The sequence below is a fragment of the Pseudoalteromonas sp. 1CM17D genome (assembly GCF_023161805.1).
Taxonomy (GTDB): Bacteria; Pseudomonadota; Gammaproteobacteria; order Enterobacterales; family Alteromonadaceae; genus Pseudoalteromonas; species Pseudoalteromonas atlantica.
Genome location: NZ_JALNTP010000001.1, coordinates 363,300 through 381,928, shown reverse-complemented (window position 1 = coordinate 381,928; position 18,629 = coordinate 363,300). Strand labels below are relative to the sequence as shown.

Below are 18,629 nucleotides of genomic sequence, written 5' to 3'. Positions count from 1 at the left end.
GCACCAATACAGTGGTGCTTTTTATAATTAACAATTTTATCTGAAAAGAACGTCTTCGCGGTTAAACCACTTAACACAAAAGGTAAGTAACGCGCCGGCTATAATAGCTGTTGCTAAAAATATTAAGCCTACAAGGGTGTAATCTACCGTGCCTTTAACAATTTCTTTAATTGCGAGAGCTACATTAGTAACAGGAATAAAAGCAGTTTTAGCTGTTAGCTCTACATTAGGCATAATGGATACAATGATGGGAAAAAACACCCCCATACTTAATGGTGCCATGTAGTTTTGTGCTTCTTTAAATGTACGAGCATAAATAGATATTGCTAACGCCAATGCTGAGAATATCGCGGCAATAGGTAATAACAATACAAAAATCATTAATAAATCACTTACCGCTAATGTGCTAAATGCTGTTTTAATTACTTCTAGGTCTGCAAATGCAAGGGCTACGGCTATCCACCCGCCCATACTGAGTACAGTTATAGTTGTTGATGCAATTGAGGTTGTCAGTAAGGTTATAAATTTGCCTAGTACCAGCTCGGTACGCGTAATAGGTGTAAGCAATAAGGTTTCTAATGTACCGCGCTCTTTTTCACCTGCACCTAAATCTATTGCTGGGTACGTAGCGCCCATAAGAACTATAGGAATCAGTAGGTAGGGCAAAAAGCCACCTAGTTTTTCACCTAAGTTTTCACGTTTATCGGCGGTATCAACCTTAACTACTTCAATAGGGGTTAAAAGTGCTAAATGGGCTTCTTTTTCAATACCAAAACTGATTAATTTTTCTGTTTGTAATGCATCGCTATATTCTTTGGCGAGCTCTTTTACACGCTGAAATAAAAAGTTGATAGATTTAGCATCATTAAATACCACTTCCCACTTACTTTGCTGGGCATCATTTAAGGCTTGTTTAGCGTTAGTGGGTAAATATATACCCATGTCTATATCACCTGCGATTACCCCTTCTTTTAGCTCTTCAATGCTATTAAAGGTTTTAGCACCTTTATAAAGTTCAAAGCTTTTATGATAAAACACTTTTTCGGTAAACTCTGGCGCGTAGTCGCCATTAATAATGGCGTAGGTATGTACCTTTTGTTCAGCATCGAGTGCCGCTTGAGAGCTAATAAACGCCATAACGGCAAATAATAAGGGAAATACCGCAACGGGTAGAGCGACTACAAACAACAAGGTTTTTTTATCGCGTAAGAGTTCTGTTAATTCCTTTTTAAAAACTTCAAACATCGTGTTTCTCCGTTAATATGTTCATAAACGCTTGGTTTAGCTCTTCACTATTACCTGCCTGTTTGAATTCAGCAAGCGTGCCATCAAAGCAGCTTACGCCTTCATTAATTACCGCAACACGGTCACATAAAAGGGCTACTTCATCTAAATGGTGCGTTGAAAAAATAACAGGCGTGCCTTGCGCCTTTAAGCCTTTAATAAAGTTTATAACCGTTTGTGTGGTCATGATATCAAGGCCTGTGGTTGGCTCATCGAGTACCACCACTTCTGGGTGATGTACCACAGCACGGGCAATATTGGCTTTTTGCTTCATGCCGGTAGATAGGTTTTCTGCACGTTTATCAATAAATTTATGCATGTCGAGCAAAGTAAAAAGTTCTTCACAACGAGCCGCTATTTGCTCTTTGTTCATTCCATGAAGCTTTGCAAAGTATTCAATATTTTCTTTAACGGTCAGGCGACCATACAAACCAGTTGAACCGGATAAAAAACCAATAGACTTGCGCCCTACTAACGGCTTTTTAATTATGTCGTTGCCGGCAATAGTTATTGTGCCTTCATCGGGCTTAAGTGCAGTTGAGAGCATACGCAATGTAGTAGTTTTACCCGCGCCATTAGGGCCAAGTAACCCTAACACTTCACCTTTTGCACATTGAAAGCTGACATCTCTTACTGAATGAAAAAAATCTTTATCTTCACGCGGGTCTATATCATCAACTTTATTTTTTTTATGATCCTTGGTTAACTTAAACTTTTTTTTAAGCCCTGCGACTTCTATCATTTTCGTATCCTTCGTTTAGCTCTAAAGTAATCGGTATTATCATAGAACGATTCATTCTCATTTGCGTCATGCCATCCTGGTACACCTAATAATGGCAATGGAGAAAGCTGTTTGTTATCGGCTAAGCAATGCTCTATTTTTATCTTCTCATAAAGTACTTGGTCTAGGTACTGATATTGAGTAACTAAATCTTTACAAAATATTTCATCCGGTACACTTACAAATAACGCTTTACCCGTTAAACCAATATAGGGTTTTGTGAGCATTTCATAATTAGCGTGGCCAAACATAAAAGGTTGTATTGTTTTGCCCCACTCTTCTCGGTGAGTTATAAATGCCGTTTTCCATTGGTGCTCTGTTAAAAGTGTTTGCCACTTAGTATCACTAATGGCAAGCACCACGCCGCACTCGTCAAATAATGTGAGTGCATTACGATGTTTAGTACGTTGCTTTAAGCCATGCTGCGCTATTTCTTGTACGTGACGCTGATTAATAAGCGCCTTGGTTTTTGGAAACAAACACCAAATAAAGCCACCAAATAAGTCGTGCCAATTTTTACTGCGTGTTGGCACTACGCCAGTTTCAAAAATGACTTGCTCGTAATAGCGCTCACCAAAATCAACGTTTGCATCGTCTTCAAACGTTATTGGCAGGTTATTAGCATTAATGGCATCCAAATACACAGTGAACCAATCGGGGGTTGGCCAATCAGTTTGTTTATCAATATTAAACAGTGTTCGTAAGTGCTCAAACGCACCGCTTTTCAAACTACTAACTTGCCATTGCTCGGGCGGAGTAAAGCGCTTCATTTATACCTTTAACAATTTATGCTGTTAATTTGCGGGCAGTTTACCGCAAAAACTGGTTCTAATTAATAGAAGTTAATATACTAATCACATCTTAGAACAAGAATAGAGCTACTATGAAACGATATTTCTCTCTCACATTGATTGCTGGCGCTGTATTAGCTGGCTGTGCAACAACAAGTATTACACCTACCGATGTAACAAATGGTTACAACAGTATTAAAGCAGATGAACTTGCAGCGCACATTAAAGTGCTTGCCTCTGATGAATTTGGCGGTAGAGCGCCTTCATCTGAAGGTGAAAAGTTAACGCTTGATTATCTGACCACTCAATTTAAAGCATTAGGGTTTGAACCTGGTAATGGTGATAGCTTTTTACAAGAAGTGCCGCTTGTTTCATTAGAAGCTGATTCAAATATGGTATTAAGTATTGGTGGTAAAGATTATCAATACAAAAAAGATATGGTTATGGGCAGTAGCCGCATTAGCGCACAAGAAGGGATTGAAAATTCAGAGCTTGTCTTCGTAGGTTACGGTGTAAATGCCCCTGAATATAACTGGAACGATTACGAAGGCCTAGACGTAAAAGGCAAAACTGTTGTAATGCTTGTTAACGATCCGGGTTTTGCTACAAAAGATCCTGCGTTATTTACCGGCGATGCAATGACCTACTACGGCCGTTGGACTTATAAATATGAAGAAGCGAGTCGTCAAGGTGCAGCCGGTGCTATTATCATTCACGAAACCGCCCCTGCGTCATACCCGTGGTCAGTTGTTGAAAACTCATGGAGCGGTGAGCAGTTTGGTTTTCAAAAAGAGAACAACAATATGGACCGCGTTGCGGTTGAAGGCTGGGTGACCACTGATGTAGCTAAAGAGTTATTTGCTAAAGCGGGTCTTGATTTTGAGACTGCAAAAGCCAATGCAGCTAAAGGTGCGTATAACGTTGACATGGGCGATTTAACTGCATCGGTTAATGTTAAAAATACAATTAAAAAATCGGTGTCGTATAACTTTATTGCCACGTTGCCGGGTAGCGAAAAAGCGGATGAACATGTTATTTATTCAGCGCATTGGGATCACTTAGGTACAGATACAACCCGTAAGGGCGACCAAATTTATAATGGGGCACACGATAACGCCACAGGCACTGCGGGGCTAATTGAGGTTGCAGAGGCATTTACTAAGCTGCCAAAGCACCCTACTCGCTCAATGACATTTTTAGCTGTTACGGCTGAAGAGCAAGGCTTACTTGGATCTAAATACTACGCTGCTAACCCAGTTATTGCTGCCGATAAAACAGTCGCCAATATAAACATGGATAGCCTAAACTTATTAGGTAAAGTAAAAGACATGAACGTAGTAGGTTTAGGAAAGTCGCAAATGGACGACCTACTAGCCAAAGCAGCAAAAGAGCAAGGTAGAACAATAGCGGGCGACCCTAAACCATCTTCAGGTGGTTATTACCGCTCTGATCATTTTGCATTTGCAAACATGGGGATTCCGGCTATGTATGCAGGCGGCGGTACTGTTGCTGCTGATGAGGATACAGCAAATTATCGTAAACGTATGAGCTTAGTGCTACGTGGTTGCTACCATCAACCCTGTGATAGATACCGCGATGAGTGGGATTTATCGGGTGCGGTGCAAGACTTACAGTTGTTTTATAAAGTAGGCTTTGATATTTCTGAGCAAGCACAATGGCCAGCATGGTACGAAAACTCAGAGTTTCAACGCAAATAATGTAATTCGCCTGAGCGTAGGTTATTTACCATCGAAAAACTCAAACTGAGCTATCGATTTAAATAGATGCAAATGATATTGATTATCATTTGCAAAATGTATACAGTGTGTCCTAGTTAAAATAAAACTGGGGCACACTTATGATTTTACTCTCTCAAATAGGATTTATTACGCCAGCTTCCAAACGGTTTGTTAGCCAAAATAAACGCTTACTCCTACCACTTTTTTTATTGGTATGTTTAGCTGTTCCTAGTCTTCGCGAAATAACCATTACTGCTCTCAGTGATGCGTTTTTTCAGGTTAGTGTATTTGTAGCGGCTACGTTACTTATTTACTACTACGCAATAGAACATATCCCTCAATTAGAAATGAGCTACTTAAGCGCTAAATCTAAATCGCTTGAAGTGCTGTTTGCATCCGTTCTTGGCGCTTTACCCGGCTGTGGTGGTGCAATTATTGTGGTTACTCAATACACTAAAGGCCAAGCAAGCTTTGGGGCTATTGTTGCTGTACTTACCGCCACGATGGGAGATGCTGCTTTTTTACTGCTTGCTACGCGCCCTACTGAAGGTTTAACAATAATGGCTATAGGTTTAGTGGTAGGCACACTGTGTGGATTAATAGTTAATGCAATTCACAAACCTGATTTTTTACGTCCCAGCGCACAAGAGCAAAAACACCAAGTAAAAGTTTTGCCCACTAAAATAATAAAAATTAGCAAACCTGTGTGGATGTTTGCCATTATTCCAAGTTTAATCATTGCGTTTTTAATTGCATTTAATGTGGACTTTAATCAATTTGGTCAATATACCAGCACCGGTATTAGCTTATTTGGTGCAGCAATGGCACTGTTTACGGTTGTTATTTGGGCCTACTCTTCTAAAGGCGAAAGCTATAAAGAAGTAACCTCTGAAGACGATGAATGTAATCCGCCTTCAAAGCTTATAAAAGTATTACAAGATACCCATTTTGTAACTGCTTGGGTGGTGGCTTCGTTCATGCTGTTTGAAATATTAGTCAGTGTGGTAGGCCTTGATTTAAAAACCTGGTTTATGCACTACGCCTATTTAGCACCGTTAATTGCAGTCGTCATTGGTTTTTTACCTGGCTGTGGGCCACAAATAATTGTAACCACGCTTTATATACAGGGCATTATTCCTTTTAGTGCATTAGCTGCTAATGCGATTTCAAATGATGGCGATGCGTTGTTTCCTGCTATTGCAATGGCGCCAAAAGCGGCTGTAATTGCTACCTTGTATACCTCTATACCTGCTTTAGTTGTTGGTTACGGGCTTTACTTTTTAAGTTAACAGTTTAAAAAATCATAAGTACAAAAAAGCTCAGCAATTGCTGAGCTTTTTAATATTAGCGTATTATTTATACAGAAACAGGTTCAGCCGCTAACTCTTTTGGATTTGGGCCATAATCGTTCTCACCTTCATGTGAGTCTTGCGCAAGGAATACAATTATAACAATCCAGCCAATGATTGGCACTAACCAAAGTAGCTGCCACCAGCCAGAGCGGCCTGTATCGTGTAAACGGCGTGCACCTGCGCTTAATTGAGGAATTAACAGTGCCAAGCTATAGATAGTACCAATTACAGCTACGCCCATTAGCTCATCAACAACACCTAGTACTATGCTGATTAATAAATTTATTAAGTAAAACATCCAAAATGCTTTACGGCGATTACGTCCTGAAAAATCTGCGTAGCTACGCAGCGCGTTCATATAATGTTCCATTACAATTCCTTAGTGTTAGTTTTTATATTCCCTAGCGGGTTTGTTTTATTACCTTTTAGTAACATTTGTATCTTAATTAAAAACACCGCGCTTTAAAACAAAAAACCAGCAAATTGCTGGTTTTTTTATAAGTTTAATTATTAACTCATAGCCATCATCATTGCCGATGGGTTTTCTAAATATGATTTCCACAAGTTATTAAAGCGCGCAATTGTACCGCCATCAATAACACGGTGATCGCCAGACCAACTCACTTGCATAATAGCTTTACTCACAACTTGCCCGCTTTCATCAAAGCGCGGTAAGTGTTGTAACTTCCCTAATGCTACAATAGCAACTTCTGGCTTATTAATAATCGGGGTCGCAATAGTGCCGCCAATTGCCCCAATATTTGAAATGCTAATGGTGCCCCCTTTTAAGTCATCTGGCGCTACTCGTCCCTCGCGTGCTGCATCAGTTAGGCTTGTTAAACTGTTTGCAACTTCAACAATACTCTTAGATTGGCACGATTTAATATTAGGCACTAGCAAACCCACTTTTGAATCCACTGCTACCCCAATATTATGATCGTCAAAGTAGGTAAGCTCAGTGCAATCATCATTTACTTTAGAATTAAGCACTGGGTACTCTTTCATCGCAAGTGATAACGCTTTGATAAAAAATGGCATCATAGTGAGCTTTACACCTTGCGCTTTATACTGCTCTTTTAAACTCGCTCGCAGGGCAATTAATTGCGTTAAGTCTATCTCGTCACTAAAGGTAAAGTGAGGGATTGTAGAGACCGAGGCCATCATTTGCTTTGCCATAGCCGCTTTAATGCCTTTAATTGGCTCTGCTCGCATACCACCGTTTTGTGTTTGTGGCGATTGTGGCTCTTTATTTTGAGTAACGCTGTTTTTAGTAGTAGCACTGCTAAGTGGTGATGTATCTATTGTGTTAGGTACCTCACCTTTAATAAATTCTTCTATGTCTTGTTTATAAATGCGGCCATTTTTACCGCTGCCCGGTACGCACGTTAAATCAACATCAAGCTCTCGCGCTTTGCGCCTTACAGCTGGAGAGGCAACCGCTTTTTTATTAACAACTTTATTTGCTGTTGTTTGCTGCGTTGCTATAGATTTATCTGCCGCTTTACTTTGTGCTTTTACAACGGCGTCGTTTACATCTACATTTGGTTTCGCTGTACTGCCGGCTATGCTCATTTGAAATAACGGGCTATGTACCTGAGCAATTTCACCTTTTTGATAGTAAAGTTTTTGCACTGTACCTGTGTATTTAGCCGGAATTTGTACCAGCGCTTTGTCAGTCATTACATCACACACAGCCTGATCTTCTTGTATTTCATCGCCTTCGGCCACTAGCCAATCAACAATTTCACACTCAACAATCCCCTCACCAATATCTGGAAGAATAAAATCTTCTAAATGCTCTGACGATGCGTTGTCGCTTTGTGTATTTTGCACTTGCTCTGTGTGTGTTTCATCGTTTTGGCTTTGCTCATCGGCTACATTCATAGCAAACAAGGGTGCATGAACCTGCGCTATCTCCCCTTTTTGATAATACAATTTAGTGATTACGCCATCGTGCACAGCCGGTATTTGCACTAGGGCTTTATCGGTCATCACGTCACAAATGGGTTGATCTTCTTTTACTGTGTCACCCTCTTGTATTAGCCATTCAACCACTTCGCACTCAACAATGCCTTCACCAATATCGGGTAATATAAAATCTTTAGCCATGGTATCCCCTAAAAATCCATTGATTGTTTAATTGCGGCCATTACTTTTAGCGCATCAGGCACATATTCTTTTTCAAGTGCTAATGGGTAAGGTGTATCTAACCCACATACTCGCATAATAGGTGACTCAAGGTGTAAAAAGCACTCTTGCTGAATAGTCGCCGCAATTTCGGCACCAAAGCCATTGGTAATAGGCGCTTCGTGGCTTATCACTAAACGTCCTGTTTTAGTGACCGACTTAGCAATTGTCTCAACATCCCAAGGTAATATGCTTCTAAGGTCAATCACCTCACAACTAATGCCTTGTTCATTGGCTTGTTTTGCTGCGTTTTCAACAATTTCCATTTGCGCGCCCCACGCAAGTACAGTGATATCTGTACCTTCTTGTACTACTTCTGCTTTACCCAGCTCAATGCTGTAATCATCCTCTGGTACTTCGCCGGTAGAAGCGCGGTATAAACGTTTAGGCTCGAAGAAAATAACGGGGTTATCGTCTTTAATACTTGCTCTTAGTAACCCTTTTGCTTGGTAAGGGTTACGCGGTACCACTATTTTTAGCCCTGGCGTATGGGCAAAATATGCCTCTGGCGATTGTGAGTGATATAAGCCCCCCGCAATACCGCCACCATACGGTGTTCGTATCGTTAAATTGCCTACGTTAAATTCATTACCACTGCGGTATCTAAACTTGGCAGACTCATTAACTATTTGGTCAAATGCCGGAAAAATATAATCAGCAAATTGTATTTCAGCAAGTGCAGGCGCGCCAAACGCGGCTAAGCCATTGGCAAAACCTAAAATACCTTGCTCTGTAAGCGGAGTGTTAAATACGCGGTGTTTACCGTACTTTTCTTGCAAACCTGAGGTCGCCCTAAAAACACCACCAAAATAGCCAACATCTTCACCAAAAATACACGCCTGAGGGTGCTCATTCATGGTGATATCGAGCGCAGAATTAATTGCGTGTAGCATGTTCATTTTAGCCATTACTTAATTCTCCCTGCTGTGATTGGGTACGCATCTGGGTGCTGCTTTATATGTGCTTTTAAATCGTTATATTGGCGCTCAAGTGAAGGAATTGGCGTATCGTAAACATCTGATATTAGCTCTTCAAGCGCTGGTTTTTGCACTTTTTCAGCACGTTTAAGGGCGGCTAAAATATCTTCACGAATAGTGTCTTTCGCTTTAGCATCGTCCTCTTCGTTTAACCACTCTTGTTTGATCAACCATTTTTTAAATTTATCAATTGGGCAAACTTTATGCGTGGCCTCTTCATCTTTTGAGCGGTAACCACTTGGATCATCTGAGGTTGAGTGAGCACCTAATCTGTACGCTATTGACTCAATTAATACCGGCTCGCCCTGCGTTGCTGCAATTTCGCGGGCCTTTTGTGTTGCTGCAAACACGGCTAATGCATCTGAACCATCAACTCGTATAGTTTTAATGCCATACCCTACGCCTCGCGACGCTATACCATCGCCTTTAAATTGCTCATCTGCAGGTGTTGATATTGCATACCCGTTATTACGTGCAAAAAATATAACAGGGGCTTTGTGTACCGCAGCCATATTTAAACCCGCATGAAAGTCACCTTCAGATGCTGCTCCCTCACCAAAGTAACAAATAGTCACATTATCTATGGTGCTTGCAAGCTCTCCGGTTTTTGCGTCAATGTGTTTTACTTTTTGCCCGTAGGCATACCCTGTAGCTTGAGGAATTTGCGTACCGAGGGGCGATGATATGGTCATATAATTTAATTCTTTTGAACCATAATGAATCGGCATTTGGCGCCCTTTTCCTAAATCTAACTCATTAGAAAACATTTGATTCATAAATTGATCAAGCGTAAATCCGCGGTAATGCAAAGCGGCTTGCTCACGGTATTGCGCCATAATCATATCATCTTGATCAAGTGCGGCAGCAGAGGCAGTAACAGCGGCTTCTTCACCTAAACATTGCATATAGAAGCTTACGCGGCCTTGGCGCTGCGCCCCTTGCATCCGCTCATCGAGTAGGCGAATAAAACGCATTGTTTCGTATAGTTTAATCGCTGTGTGTTTAGAAATAGTCGGTGCGGTAGCACTAGGATGAATGTCGCCGTCCTCAGTTAAAATACTAAGGGTTGGAATAGTTAGCGCATGACCGTCTATAAACTCGAGGTCGTGGTTAATATTCAGCGATACGTTATTTGGATTACTCATAACCTACCTTCTCTTGTTGTCTGTGATACAGCGCCCCTTTTAAGTTTTTATTATGGGTGAGGCTTGCGAATAAACTTTGCAGCATCTGCGCTGTATTTAATTAAAGCTGCCACCACCTTACGTTAACGTAAGATGTTATTCAACAAGTGTAAGACGAAACAAAAGTAAAATACGATTAAAAATATGGAAAGTTAACTGTACGCATTTATTAAACTAATAAAAACATACAGTTAAATATTTAAGGCGAGTGGTCTGATGAGTTTTATTAGACGAAATTACTATCTACTTGCATAGGAATAACGGTAAGCAATGCCCTTTGCCCAAGCGCAACGTGCGCATTTGGAAAAATAATAGCTTCCCCTTCCACATCGGCATAATAAGGGGTATCGCCGTCTGTTGCTAGCAACTCACCTTTAGCAAACCCTGTGAAATTTTCTGCATCATCAGAAAACGGAAAGCTAAAGTCCTGTTGCGTTCTATTAATTGTGCGATGTACGGCAAACAGCTCAAAGTCACTTGCATTAAATTGAGGGTATTGCACTTCTTTTTGGCTAATTAATGCAGTTAGCGTTTGCTTGGTTTTTGCAAAGCGAGCCATGTCGTTTTCACCAAACGGTTTAACTTGACCCAGTTCAACGGTAAATGAATCAGCGCCATGAACAAACGAAGAATAGTAACTGAATGTGGTTGCCGGTGATTTCATCATCAATACGGTATTTACACCGCAGCTAAGTAAAAATTGTAACTGCGATTTTTTCCATGGTTTACCATGAAGATAAGGATACACAGCGAATTTTTCATTTTTTGAGCCACGTATAGCAGTATGTAAATCATAATGATAACGTGCACTGCCTTGCTCGCCCCGTGCAAAAAAGTCAGTTACATACTCTTCTAGTTTTGCTGCGCGTTTGCGCTCATCATTCATTGGCACACCCTCAACAGTGTGGTGGCCATTAAACAAACGGTTTAGGTTTTCTTCTACAAAGCGCAGGCCAATATTTATTGATTTTGGATTACCAAATATAAAGAGCACACGCTGATTTAATGCAAGCTCACCTTTTATTATGGTTTTTATAAGCTCGTCACATATTTCTATAGGTGCGGTTTCGTTACCGTGTACAGCACTTGAAAGCACAACATCTTTTGTTGTTGTACCCTGTGGTTGAAATTCAATAACGCCTGTATCGTGAACGGTTACGCGCGTGCCATTTTCTAAAGCAAATTCACTTGCCTCTAAATGCCATTCATTGTCGCGACTGAGTGTTAAAAAATCGCCGCTATTTATTAGTTCATTTAAATAATCTGGTTTGGCTAACATGATAAGCCCTTTTATAGTGTGAGAGATACAAACAAAAACGGCTGAATAAATCAGCCGTTTTTAAATAGTGTAAGCCGTGTTAGCTGATCACAGAATCAACTAATTGCTTCGCTTCTTTTTCTAGTAGTGCTAAATGCTCTTCACCTTTGAAAGACTCAAGATAAATTTTATAAATATCTTCAGTACCAGAAGGGCGTGCTGCAAACCAGCCGTTTTCAGTCACTACTTTTAAGCCGCCAATGGCCGCATCATTGCCAGGGGCATGAGTCAGTTTTTGTAAAATAGGTTCACCAGCTAATGTATCAGCTTTAACATCGCTTGCACTAAGTGCTTTTAAACGTGACTTTTGCGCACTGCTAGCAGGGGCATCTAAACGCTTGTATAGTGGAGAGCCAAATTCTTGCTCTAGCTCTTTATAAAGCGCTGATGGTGTTTTACCTGTTACTGCGAGTATTTCAGCTGCAAGTAACCCCATAATAAAGCCGTCTTTGTCGGTACACCATACGCTGCCATCAAATCGTAAAAACGCAGCACCAGCACTTTCTTCGCCACCAAAGGCAAGCTTGCCTTTGTTTAAGCCATCGACAAACCATTTAAAGCCAACCGGCACTTCTTTAACTTTACGCTCATTACGAGCTACTACGCGGTCAATCATTGAGCTAGAAACCAGCGTTTTGCCAATTTCTACACTGCTGTCCCAGTCGCGGTGTTTTAATAAATAATCAATCGCTACCGCTAAAAAGTGATTAGGATTCATTAACCCATCTGGGGTAACAATACCGTGGCGGTCGTAATCTGGGTCGTTGCCAATAGCAATATCAAAGTCGTCTTTTAATTTAATTAAATTAGCCATTGAGTAAGGCGATGAGCAATCCATACGGATTTTGCCATCTTTATCAAGTGGCATAAATGCAAAACGCGGATCAACACTGTCGTTTACTACGGTTAAATCTAAATTATATTTTTGCGCTATTAATGGCCAAAAGTTAATACCAGAGCCACCTAGCGGGTCAATACCTACTTTAATACCCGCATCGCTAACGGCTTTTAAATTAACGATATTTTCTAAGTCGTTAATGTATGGCGTCATTAGGTCTTCGTATTTAATAAACCCTGAACGCGATGCTTTAGCAAATGGAAACAGCTCAACTTCTACTAAATCTTCTAATAGTAATTGATTTGCTCTGTCTTCAATCCATTTAGTTACGTCGGTGTCTGCTGGGCCGCCGTTAGGTGGATTGTATTTAAAGCCACCGTCTTCTGGCGGGTTATGTGAAGGCGTTACCACAATACCATCGGCTAATTCGTTAGGATTTAATTTGTTATGGCAAACAATAGCATGGCTAATGACAGGGGTTGGCGTGTAATCGTGATTTTGCTGGGTGATTACTTGCACCTCATTAGCCACTAATACTTCTATGGCAGAGTTAAAAGCAGCTTCACTTAATGCATGCGTATCTTTACCTAAAAAAAGCGGACCAAAAATGTCGTTTTGCTTTCTGTAGTCACAAATAGCTTGTGTAATGGCTAAAATATGAGATTCGTTAAACTTAACATCGTAAGAGCAACCACGGTGACCCGACGTACCAAAAGCAACACAATGCTCTGGGTTTTGCTCTAAGTCTGGCTCATTTAAGTAATAAGCCGATACCAGTTTTGGTACGTTAACTAAAGTTGAATGTGGCGCAGTTTTCCCAGCACCTGAATGAATAGCCATGTTTATTTCCTTACAAGTAATCGCGAATTTCTTCTGCTTGCTCTGCTGAATAACCTAAGCACAGCGCAACCTCGTGTAGCATCATTTTTTTACGTGTCGTGTTTGAATTTGTCATTACCCAGTACTCACTGTCGGTAATGTTTTTAGGGTTCATACTACTGCCGCTATTAACTAAGTCTTCTTTGCTGGTTGCAAAGTAAACGCGGTCGCGCCCTTTTATATCAAGCACAGCACTAAATTCTTTTTTATGCGTTCTATAAAAAGCACTTAAAATAAATAAAAACCTGCCTACCACCCCTTTTTGCATTGCTAGTTCTTCTTTATTTAGAATATTAAATACATTAGCGTTTGTTTGCTTCACGGGTGTGACAACCTCTTGCTCATGGCTGTCGTTAGTAGCTGGCGTGTCGTCAAGTGGGGCTTGAGTAGCTGTTTGGTTGTTTTGATTGTTCTTAGCAACGGGAGTGTTGTCATCACCGTTTAGATTTAATAAACGACGTAAAATAGTGGATGCGCTTTCGCCAATACTTTGTGTATTGCTAGCAATATACTGATATAACTCGTCGTCTATGTCGATTTGTTTCATGTTGTTCCTGTCATTACGGGCCACATTTTTTCTTTCCCCGTGATTATACCCAAACCAAATATAAATGCGAGTTACAACAAGCACTCGCACAAACATAACCTATAAACGCGCTAATAAAGGTGTGTTGATTATTTGCTTATAAACCCAATGTAGTAATTAACAGCTTTTAAAAGTACTACCCATATTATTATCTCCATTAGACTGGTAACACCAAAGAGCCCATAACTGGCGTAAAAATAAACGGTGTTACCCCATAAAAGGCGCGTGCAGAGCAGTTAACCGTTATATCTTTTGCTTTTTAGGGCAATGCTCGGCAAACTAAGCCAAAATTTTAGGAGGCGGTCATGCTATTAAACTATAAACAATACGGTGAAGGTCCGGATGTAGTGATCATTCATGGTTTATTTGGCTCTTTAGAAAACCTAAATGTTATTGCAAAACCATTGAGCGAGCACTTTAAGGTAACGAATGTAGATTTGCGTAACCATGGCGCTTCACCGCACAGTAATGAAATGAACTACCCTGCAATGGCCGCAGATATTGTTGAGCTAATGAACGCGTTAAATATTAACAATGCGCACCTGATTGGCCATTCAATGGGCGGTAAAGTGGCGATGGAAGTGGCGCTAATGCATAGCCAAAAAGTAAATAAGCTGGTGGTACTTGATATTGCCCCTGTGAGTTACCCTGCCCGCCATACACAAATTATTAATGCACTAAAAAAAGTGGCAACTAGCCAGGTTACTGATAGAAAACAAGCCGATGCTATTATGAGCCAGTACATTAATGAGCTAGGTGTTAGGCAGTTTTTACTAAAAAGCTTAGCTAAAAACGACGATGGACATTACAAATGGCGATTTAATTTAGATGTACTTGATGAAAAATATTCGACAATCACAGCCAATGTTAATGAAAATAATTCTTGTTTGTGCGATACTTTGTTTATCAAAGGTAACGATTCTGATTACATACTGCCAGAATACCGCGATGAAATAACAAAGCGCTTTAAAAATACACGAGCAAAAATTATACACGGTGCAGGACATTGGCTTCATGCACAAAAACCCGCTGCAGTTAATAAAGCAATAAATGACTTTTTAACAGGGCTTTAATGCAATTTTAATCATGTGTTTTTGGTTATCCGTACTAAATTAATGCATATTTATATGCTATAGTACGCGCCGTTTAATTTAAAGGTTATACGTTGATGGTCAGTCAGTTTATTAACGAATTTGATACCCTAGGGTTGTACTTTGGCTTAGCCGGTATTTTTGTATTCATCGGCCTGGCAATTAAAGACGTACTTAATAGTGGTAACGTACCTAAGTTTGGTCGCTACATTGTGTGGGGCGTCCTCTTTTTAGGGTGTTCTGGCTTTATTGCGAAAGGACTTATACAAGTTTTTTGGCAAGGTGCAGGTGTAGGTTAGGCATGGCGAAGTCAGAAACAGATAGAACAACTCCCGATTTATTTGAATACGAAAAGCGCCCAGGCAGGCCTAAAACGAACCCTTTACCAAGGGATATGCAGTTAAAGGTTAATAAACGTAATCAAATAAAACGAGATAAAGCACGCGGTTTAAAGCGTGTAGAATTTAAAGTTTCATCACAGTTATATCAGGCACTGAGTGATATGGCAGATGCACAAAATATTAGCCGTAGTGCGCTGATTGAAACAATTTTACAAGAAAGATTGGCTATTGATAGATAAAAGGTTTGAAGTCCATGGCAAGTGTAGGCATTTTTTTCGGAAGTGACACAGGTAATACAGAACACGTAGCAAAAATGATCCAAAAAGAATTGGGTAAAAAGCTTGTGGCTGTACACGACATTGCAAAAAGCTCTAAAGAAGAGATTGCAGAGTTCGATTTAATCTTATTCGGTATTCCTACTTGGTACTACGGTGAAGCACAATGTGATTGGGATGACTTTTTCCCTGAGCTTGAAGAAGTAGACTTTGAAGGTAAGCTAGTGGCTATTTTTGGTTGTGGCGACCAAGAAGACTACGCAGAATACTTTTTAGACGCTATGGGTATGATCAACGATATCGTTACCGAGCGCGGTGCTATTGTGGTTGGCCATTGGTCTAGTGAAGGCTACGACTTTGAAGCATCTAAAGGTATGGCTGATGACACGCACTTTGTAGGCTTAGGTATTGATGAAGACCGCCAACCTGAATTAACAGAGCAACGTGTTAAAGCATGGTGCGCACAAGTATATGATGAAATGTGCTTAAGCGAACTAGCAGACTAACCTTCCCCCCTTTTATCGCTAACTGTTTAAATAATTATCAAACAGTTAGCGACTTTAGAATTAATAGCAAAATTGATCAATTGTTCTTTGCACTCAGTGCTTAGGCGCGTTATCCTTGTTATTGCTAATGTGTCGTGTGCATCTGTAAGAGATGTCTAGTATAACCAAACAAATTTGAGACAGATTTAATGACTGATCATAACTTGGAACTTAAAAAAGCCGGTTTAAAAGTAACTTTACCGCGTATTAAAATCTTAGAAATTCTACAATCTCCAGATAACCAACACATCAGCGCTGAAGATGTATACAAAATTCTTTTAGATTTAGGTGAAGAAATTGGTCTTGCGACTGTTTACCGTGTATTAAACCAATTTGATGACGCAGGTATTGTAAGCCGTCACCATTTTGAAGGCGGAAAGTCAGTATTTGAACTTTCTGGCAGCACTCACCACGACCACCTAGTGTGTTTAAAATGTGGCAAAGTTGTTGAATTTGAAGATGACTTAATTGAACGTCGCCAGTTAGAAATAGCCGAAGAAAACGGTATTACACTAACAAATCACTCTTTATACCTATACGGTGAGTGTCAAGACAAAGCAGCGTGTAAAGCATTTAGCGATTCAAATAGCTAATAACGCGCTATAGTAATAAAAAAACCTGCTTTTGCAGGTTTTTTTGTGTTTAAAATTAAGCATTTAAACGGTGTTTAATACCAATTTGCAATAATAATATATTATGCAAATTGGTATTTTAAAGCGTTACTGCTTCTCGATTTTAGCCCATGAATCTCTAAGACCAACCGTTTGGTTGAATACTAAATTTTCTAACTTTGTATCACGTGAGAAATAGCCAGTACGCTCAAACTGGAAGCCTTGTGCCGGTTCAGCTTTAGCAAGCGATGCTTCTAGTTTTGCATTTTCTAATACAACTAACGAATCAGGGTTAAGTGTTGATTCGAACTCTTCAGCAGCACCTGGGTTTGGTACATTAAATAAACGGTCATACAATCTAACTTCTGCATTAACCGACTCAGGCGCAGAAACCCAATGAATAACCCCTTTTACTTTACGACCGTCACTTGGGTTTTTACCTAGTGTTTCGTTGTCGTAAGTACAGTAAATAGTGGTAATTTCACCATTTTCATCTTTTTCTACACGCTGGGCTTTAATTACATAAGCACCACGTAAGCGTACTTCTTTATCAAGTACTAAGCGTTTAAATTTATTATTCGCTTCTTCGCGGAAATCTTCACGCTCAATGAAAAGCTCACGAGTAAACGGTACTTCACGACGCCCCATTTCTTCTTTATTAGGGTGGTTAGCTACCGACAATGTTTCTACTTTTTCTGCATCAAAGTTTTCTATTACAACTTTAACTGGATCGAGTACTGCCATTGCACGTGGTGCGTTTTCATTTAAGTCTTCACGGATACACGCTTCAAGCATGCCCATTTCAACCATGTTTTCTTGCTTAGTTACACCGATACGTAAACAGAACTCACGTATTGAAGCCGGTGTATAACCACGACGACGTAAACCAGCAATAGTTGGCATACGTGGGTCATCCCACCCTTCTACATAGTTATTTACAACTAAGTCGTTTAGCTTACGCTTAGACATAATTGTGTATTCAAGATTTAAGCGCGAAAACTCAATTTGCTGTGGGTGGCATTCAAGGCTGATGTTATCAAGTACCCAGTCGTATAAACGACGGTTATCTTGAAACTCAAGTGTACACAATGAATGGGTTATGCCCTCAAGTGCATCAGAAATACAATGTGTGAAGTCATACATTGGGTAAATGCACCACTTGTCACCTGTTTGATGGTGATGAGCAAAACGAACGCGATAAATAATTGGATCGCGAAGCACCATAAATGAGCTTGACATATCAATTTTAGCGCGTAGAACACACTCACCTTCTTTGAATTCACCCGCGCGCATTTTTTCAAACAAGGCGAGGTTTTCTTCTACTGAGGTGTCTCTGTATGGGCTATTTTTACCCGGCTCTTTTAACGTACCGCGATACTCACGCGCTTGATCGGCCGTTAAAAAACAAACGTACGCTAAGCCTTTTTCAATAAGCTCTACTGCATAGCCGTATAGGGTATCAAAATAGTTTGACGAATATTTTATCTCACCACTCCAGTTGAAGCCTAACCACTGCACGTCTTCTTTGATTGAATTAACGTAGTTAATATCTTCTTTTTCTGGGTTTGTATCATCAAAACGTAGGTTACATAAACCATCGTAATCTTTTGCAATGCCAAAATTCAAACAAATTGATTTTGCATGGCCAATATGTAAAAAGCCATTTGGTTCAGGTGGAAAACGTGTATGCGTAGTTGCATGTTTGCCACTTGCTAAATCTTCATCAATTCGAGTTCTTATAAAGTTACTTGGGCGATTCTCAATTTCCGCCATAGGAGTGCGATCCTCTGAATATTCGTGATAACAAAACTAATGCATTATTACAAAAACAAACACTAACATACAGCACT

General features: G+C 40.1%; 18 protein-coding genes. 7 read left to right on the top strand and 11 right to left on the bottom strand.

Annotation, left to right across the window (positions count from 1 at the left end; genetic code table 11):
* Positions 1-36: 36 nt before the first annotated feature.
* From MSC25_RS01680 to MSC25_RS01670, 3 genes are read right to left on the bottom strand one after another with little or no spacing between them, the layout of a single operon-like run.
* The gene (locus tag MSC25_RS01680; RefSeq protein WP_138576476.1) at positions 37-1,245 is read right to left on the bottom strand and encodes an ABC transporter permease; all 1,209 of its coding nucleotides are present in this window, start codon (positions 1,243-1,245) and stop codon (positions 37-39) included.
* A complete protein-coding gene (locus MSC25_RS01675; protein WP_024033559.1) occupies positions 1,238-2,026 on the bottom strand; it encodes an ATP-binding cassette domain-containing protein in 789 nt (262 codons plus the stop codon). Before MSC25_RS01675 ends, MSC25_RS01680 begins: the two co-directional genes overlap by 8 nt.
* Positions 2,023-2,835 carry a DUF3025 domain-containing protein gene (locus MSC25_RS01670; RefSeq protein ID WP_248442259.1) on the bottom strand — a complete coding sequence of 271 codons (813 nt, stop codon included), beginning with the start codon at positions 2,833-2,835 and terminating at the stop codon, positions 2,023-2,025. Before MSC25_RS01670 ends, MSC25_RS01675 begins: the two co-directional genes overlap by 4 nt.
* Before the next feature lie 113 nt (positions 2,836-2,948).
* On the opposite strand from MSC25_RS01670, the gene MSC25_RS01665 reads away from it, so the two are divergent.
* A complete protein-coding gene (locus MSC25_RS01665) occupies positions 2,949-4,574 on the top strand; it encodes a M28 family metallopeptidase (protein ID WP_096041668.1) in 1,626 nt (541 codons plus the stop codon).
* A gap of 140 nt (positions 4,575-4,714) precedes the next feature.
* On the top strand, positions 4,715-5,884 hold the full coding sequence (locus tag MSC25_RS01660) for a putative manganese transporter (protein ID WP_096739586.1): 1,170 nt from the start codon (positions 4,715-4,717) through the stop codon (positions 5,882-5,884).
* A gap of 67 nt (positions 5,885-5,951) precedes the next feature.
* Here the strand turns inward: MSC25_RS01660 and MSC25_RS01655 are convergent, their stop codons facing one another.
* From MSC25_RS01655 to seqA, 7 genes are all read right to left on the bottom strand, one after another.
* Positions 5,952-6,317: a DUF805 domain-containing protein gene (locus MSC25_RS01655; RefSeq protein WP_054982556.1), complete on the bottom strand. Its 366-nt coding sequence runs from the start codon at positions 6,315-6,317 to the stop codon at positions 5,952-5,954.
* A 140-nt stretch (positions 6,318-6,457) separates the two neighbouring features.
* Positions 6,458-8,056 (bottom strand): dihydrolipoyllysine-residue acetyltransferase, encoded by a 1,599-nt coding sequence (locus tag MSC25_RS01650; RefSeq protein ID WP_096739585.1) that lies wholly within the window; start codon positions 8,054-8,056, stop codon positions 6,458-6,460.
* 8 nt (positions 8,057-8,064) lie between these two features.
* On the bottom strand, positions 8,065-9,042 hold the full coding sequence (locus MSC25_RS01645) for an alpha-ketoacid dehydrogenase subunit beta (RefSeq protein WP_024033553.1): 978 nt from the start codon (positions 9,040-9,042) through the stop codon (positions 8,065-8,067).
* Positions 9,042-10,256, bottom strand: coding sequence for a thiamine pyrophosphate-dependent dehydrogenase E1 component subunit alpha (locus MSC25_RS01640; RefSeq protein WP_004586667.1), 1,215 nt, complete (start codon positions 10,254-10,256; stop codon positions 9,042-9,044). Before MSC25_RS01640 ends, MSC25_RS01645 begins: the two co-directional genes overlap by 1 nt.
* A gap of 265 nt (positions 10,257-10,521) precedes the next feature.
* On the bottom strand, positions 10,522-11,574 hold the full coding sequence (astE, locus tag MSC25_RS01635; protein ID WP_054982559.1) for a succinylglutamate desuccinylase: 1,053 nt from the start codon (positions 11,572-11,574) through the stop codon (positions 10,522-10,524).
* 79 nt (positions 11,575-11,653) lie between these two features.
* On the bottom strand, positions 11,654-13,291 hold the full coding sequence (gene pgm / locus MSC25_RS01630) for a phosphoglucomutase (alpha-D-glucose-1,6-bisphosphate-dependent) (RefSeq protein WP_004586669.1): 1,638 nt from the start codon (positions 13,289-13,291) through the stop codon (positions 11,654-11,656).
* A 10-nt stretch (positions 13,292-13,301) separates the two neighbouring features.
* Complete coding sequence (gene seqA / locus MSC25_RS01625; protein WP_055253686.1) at positions 13,302-13,877, bottom strand: replication initiation negative regulator SeqA; 576 nt, start codon at positions 13,875-13,877, stop codon at positions 13,302-13,304.
* A gap of 344 nt (positions 13,878-14,221) precedes the next feature.
* Here seqA and MSC25_RS01620 point away from each other — a divergent pair, with 344 nt between their 5' ends.
* From MSC25_RS01620 to fur, 5 genes are all read left to right on the top strand, one after another.
* The gene (locus tag MSC25_RS01620; RefSeq protein WP_248442257.1) at positions 14,222-14,989 is read left to right on the top strand and encodes an alpha/beta fold hydrolase; all 768 of its coding nucleotides are present in this window, start codon (positions 14,222-14,224) and stop codon (positions 14,987-14,989) included.
* 95 nt (positions 14,990-15,084) lie between these two features.
* The gene (locus MSC25_RS01615) at positions 15,085-15,306 is read left to right on the top strand and encodes a DUF2788 domain-containing protein (protein ID WP_004586672.1); all 222 of its coding nucleotides are present in this window, start codon (positions 15,085-15,087) and stop codon (positions 15,304-15,306) included.
* Positions 15,307-15,308: 2 nt separating this feature from the next.
* Entirely contained in the window at positions 15,309-15,587 is a 279-nt protein-coding gene (gene ybfE / locus MSC25_RS01610) for a LexA regulated protein (RefSeq protein WP_004586673.1), read from the top strand.
* 14 nt (positions 15,588-15,601) lie between these two features.
* Entirely contained in the window at positions 15,602-16,129 is a 528-nt protein-coding gene (fldA, locus tag MSC25_RS01605; protein WP_004586674.1) for a flavodoxin FldA, read from the top strand.
* A 188-nt stretch (positions 16,130-16,317) separates the two neighbouring features.
* Positions 16,318-16,761, top strand: a complete 444-nt coding sequence (gene fur, locus MSC25_RS01600; RefSeq protein ID WP_004586675.1) for a ferric iron uptake transcriptional regulator — start codon at positions 16,318-16,320, stop codon at positions 16,759-16,761.
* A gap of 126 nt (positions 16,762-16,887) precedes the next feature.
* Here fur and glnS read toward each other — a convergent pair whose 3' ends face one another.
* A complete protein-coding gene (gene glnS / locus MSC25_RS01595; RefSeq protein ID WP_096739580.1) occupies positions 16,888-18,552 on the bottom strand; it encodes a glutamine--tRNA ligase in 1,665 nt (554 codons plus the stop codon).
* Positions 18,553-18,629: the final 77 nt, after the last annotated feature.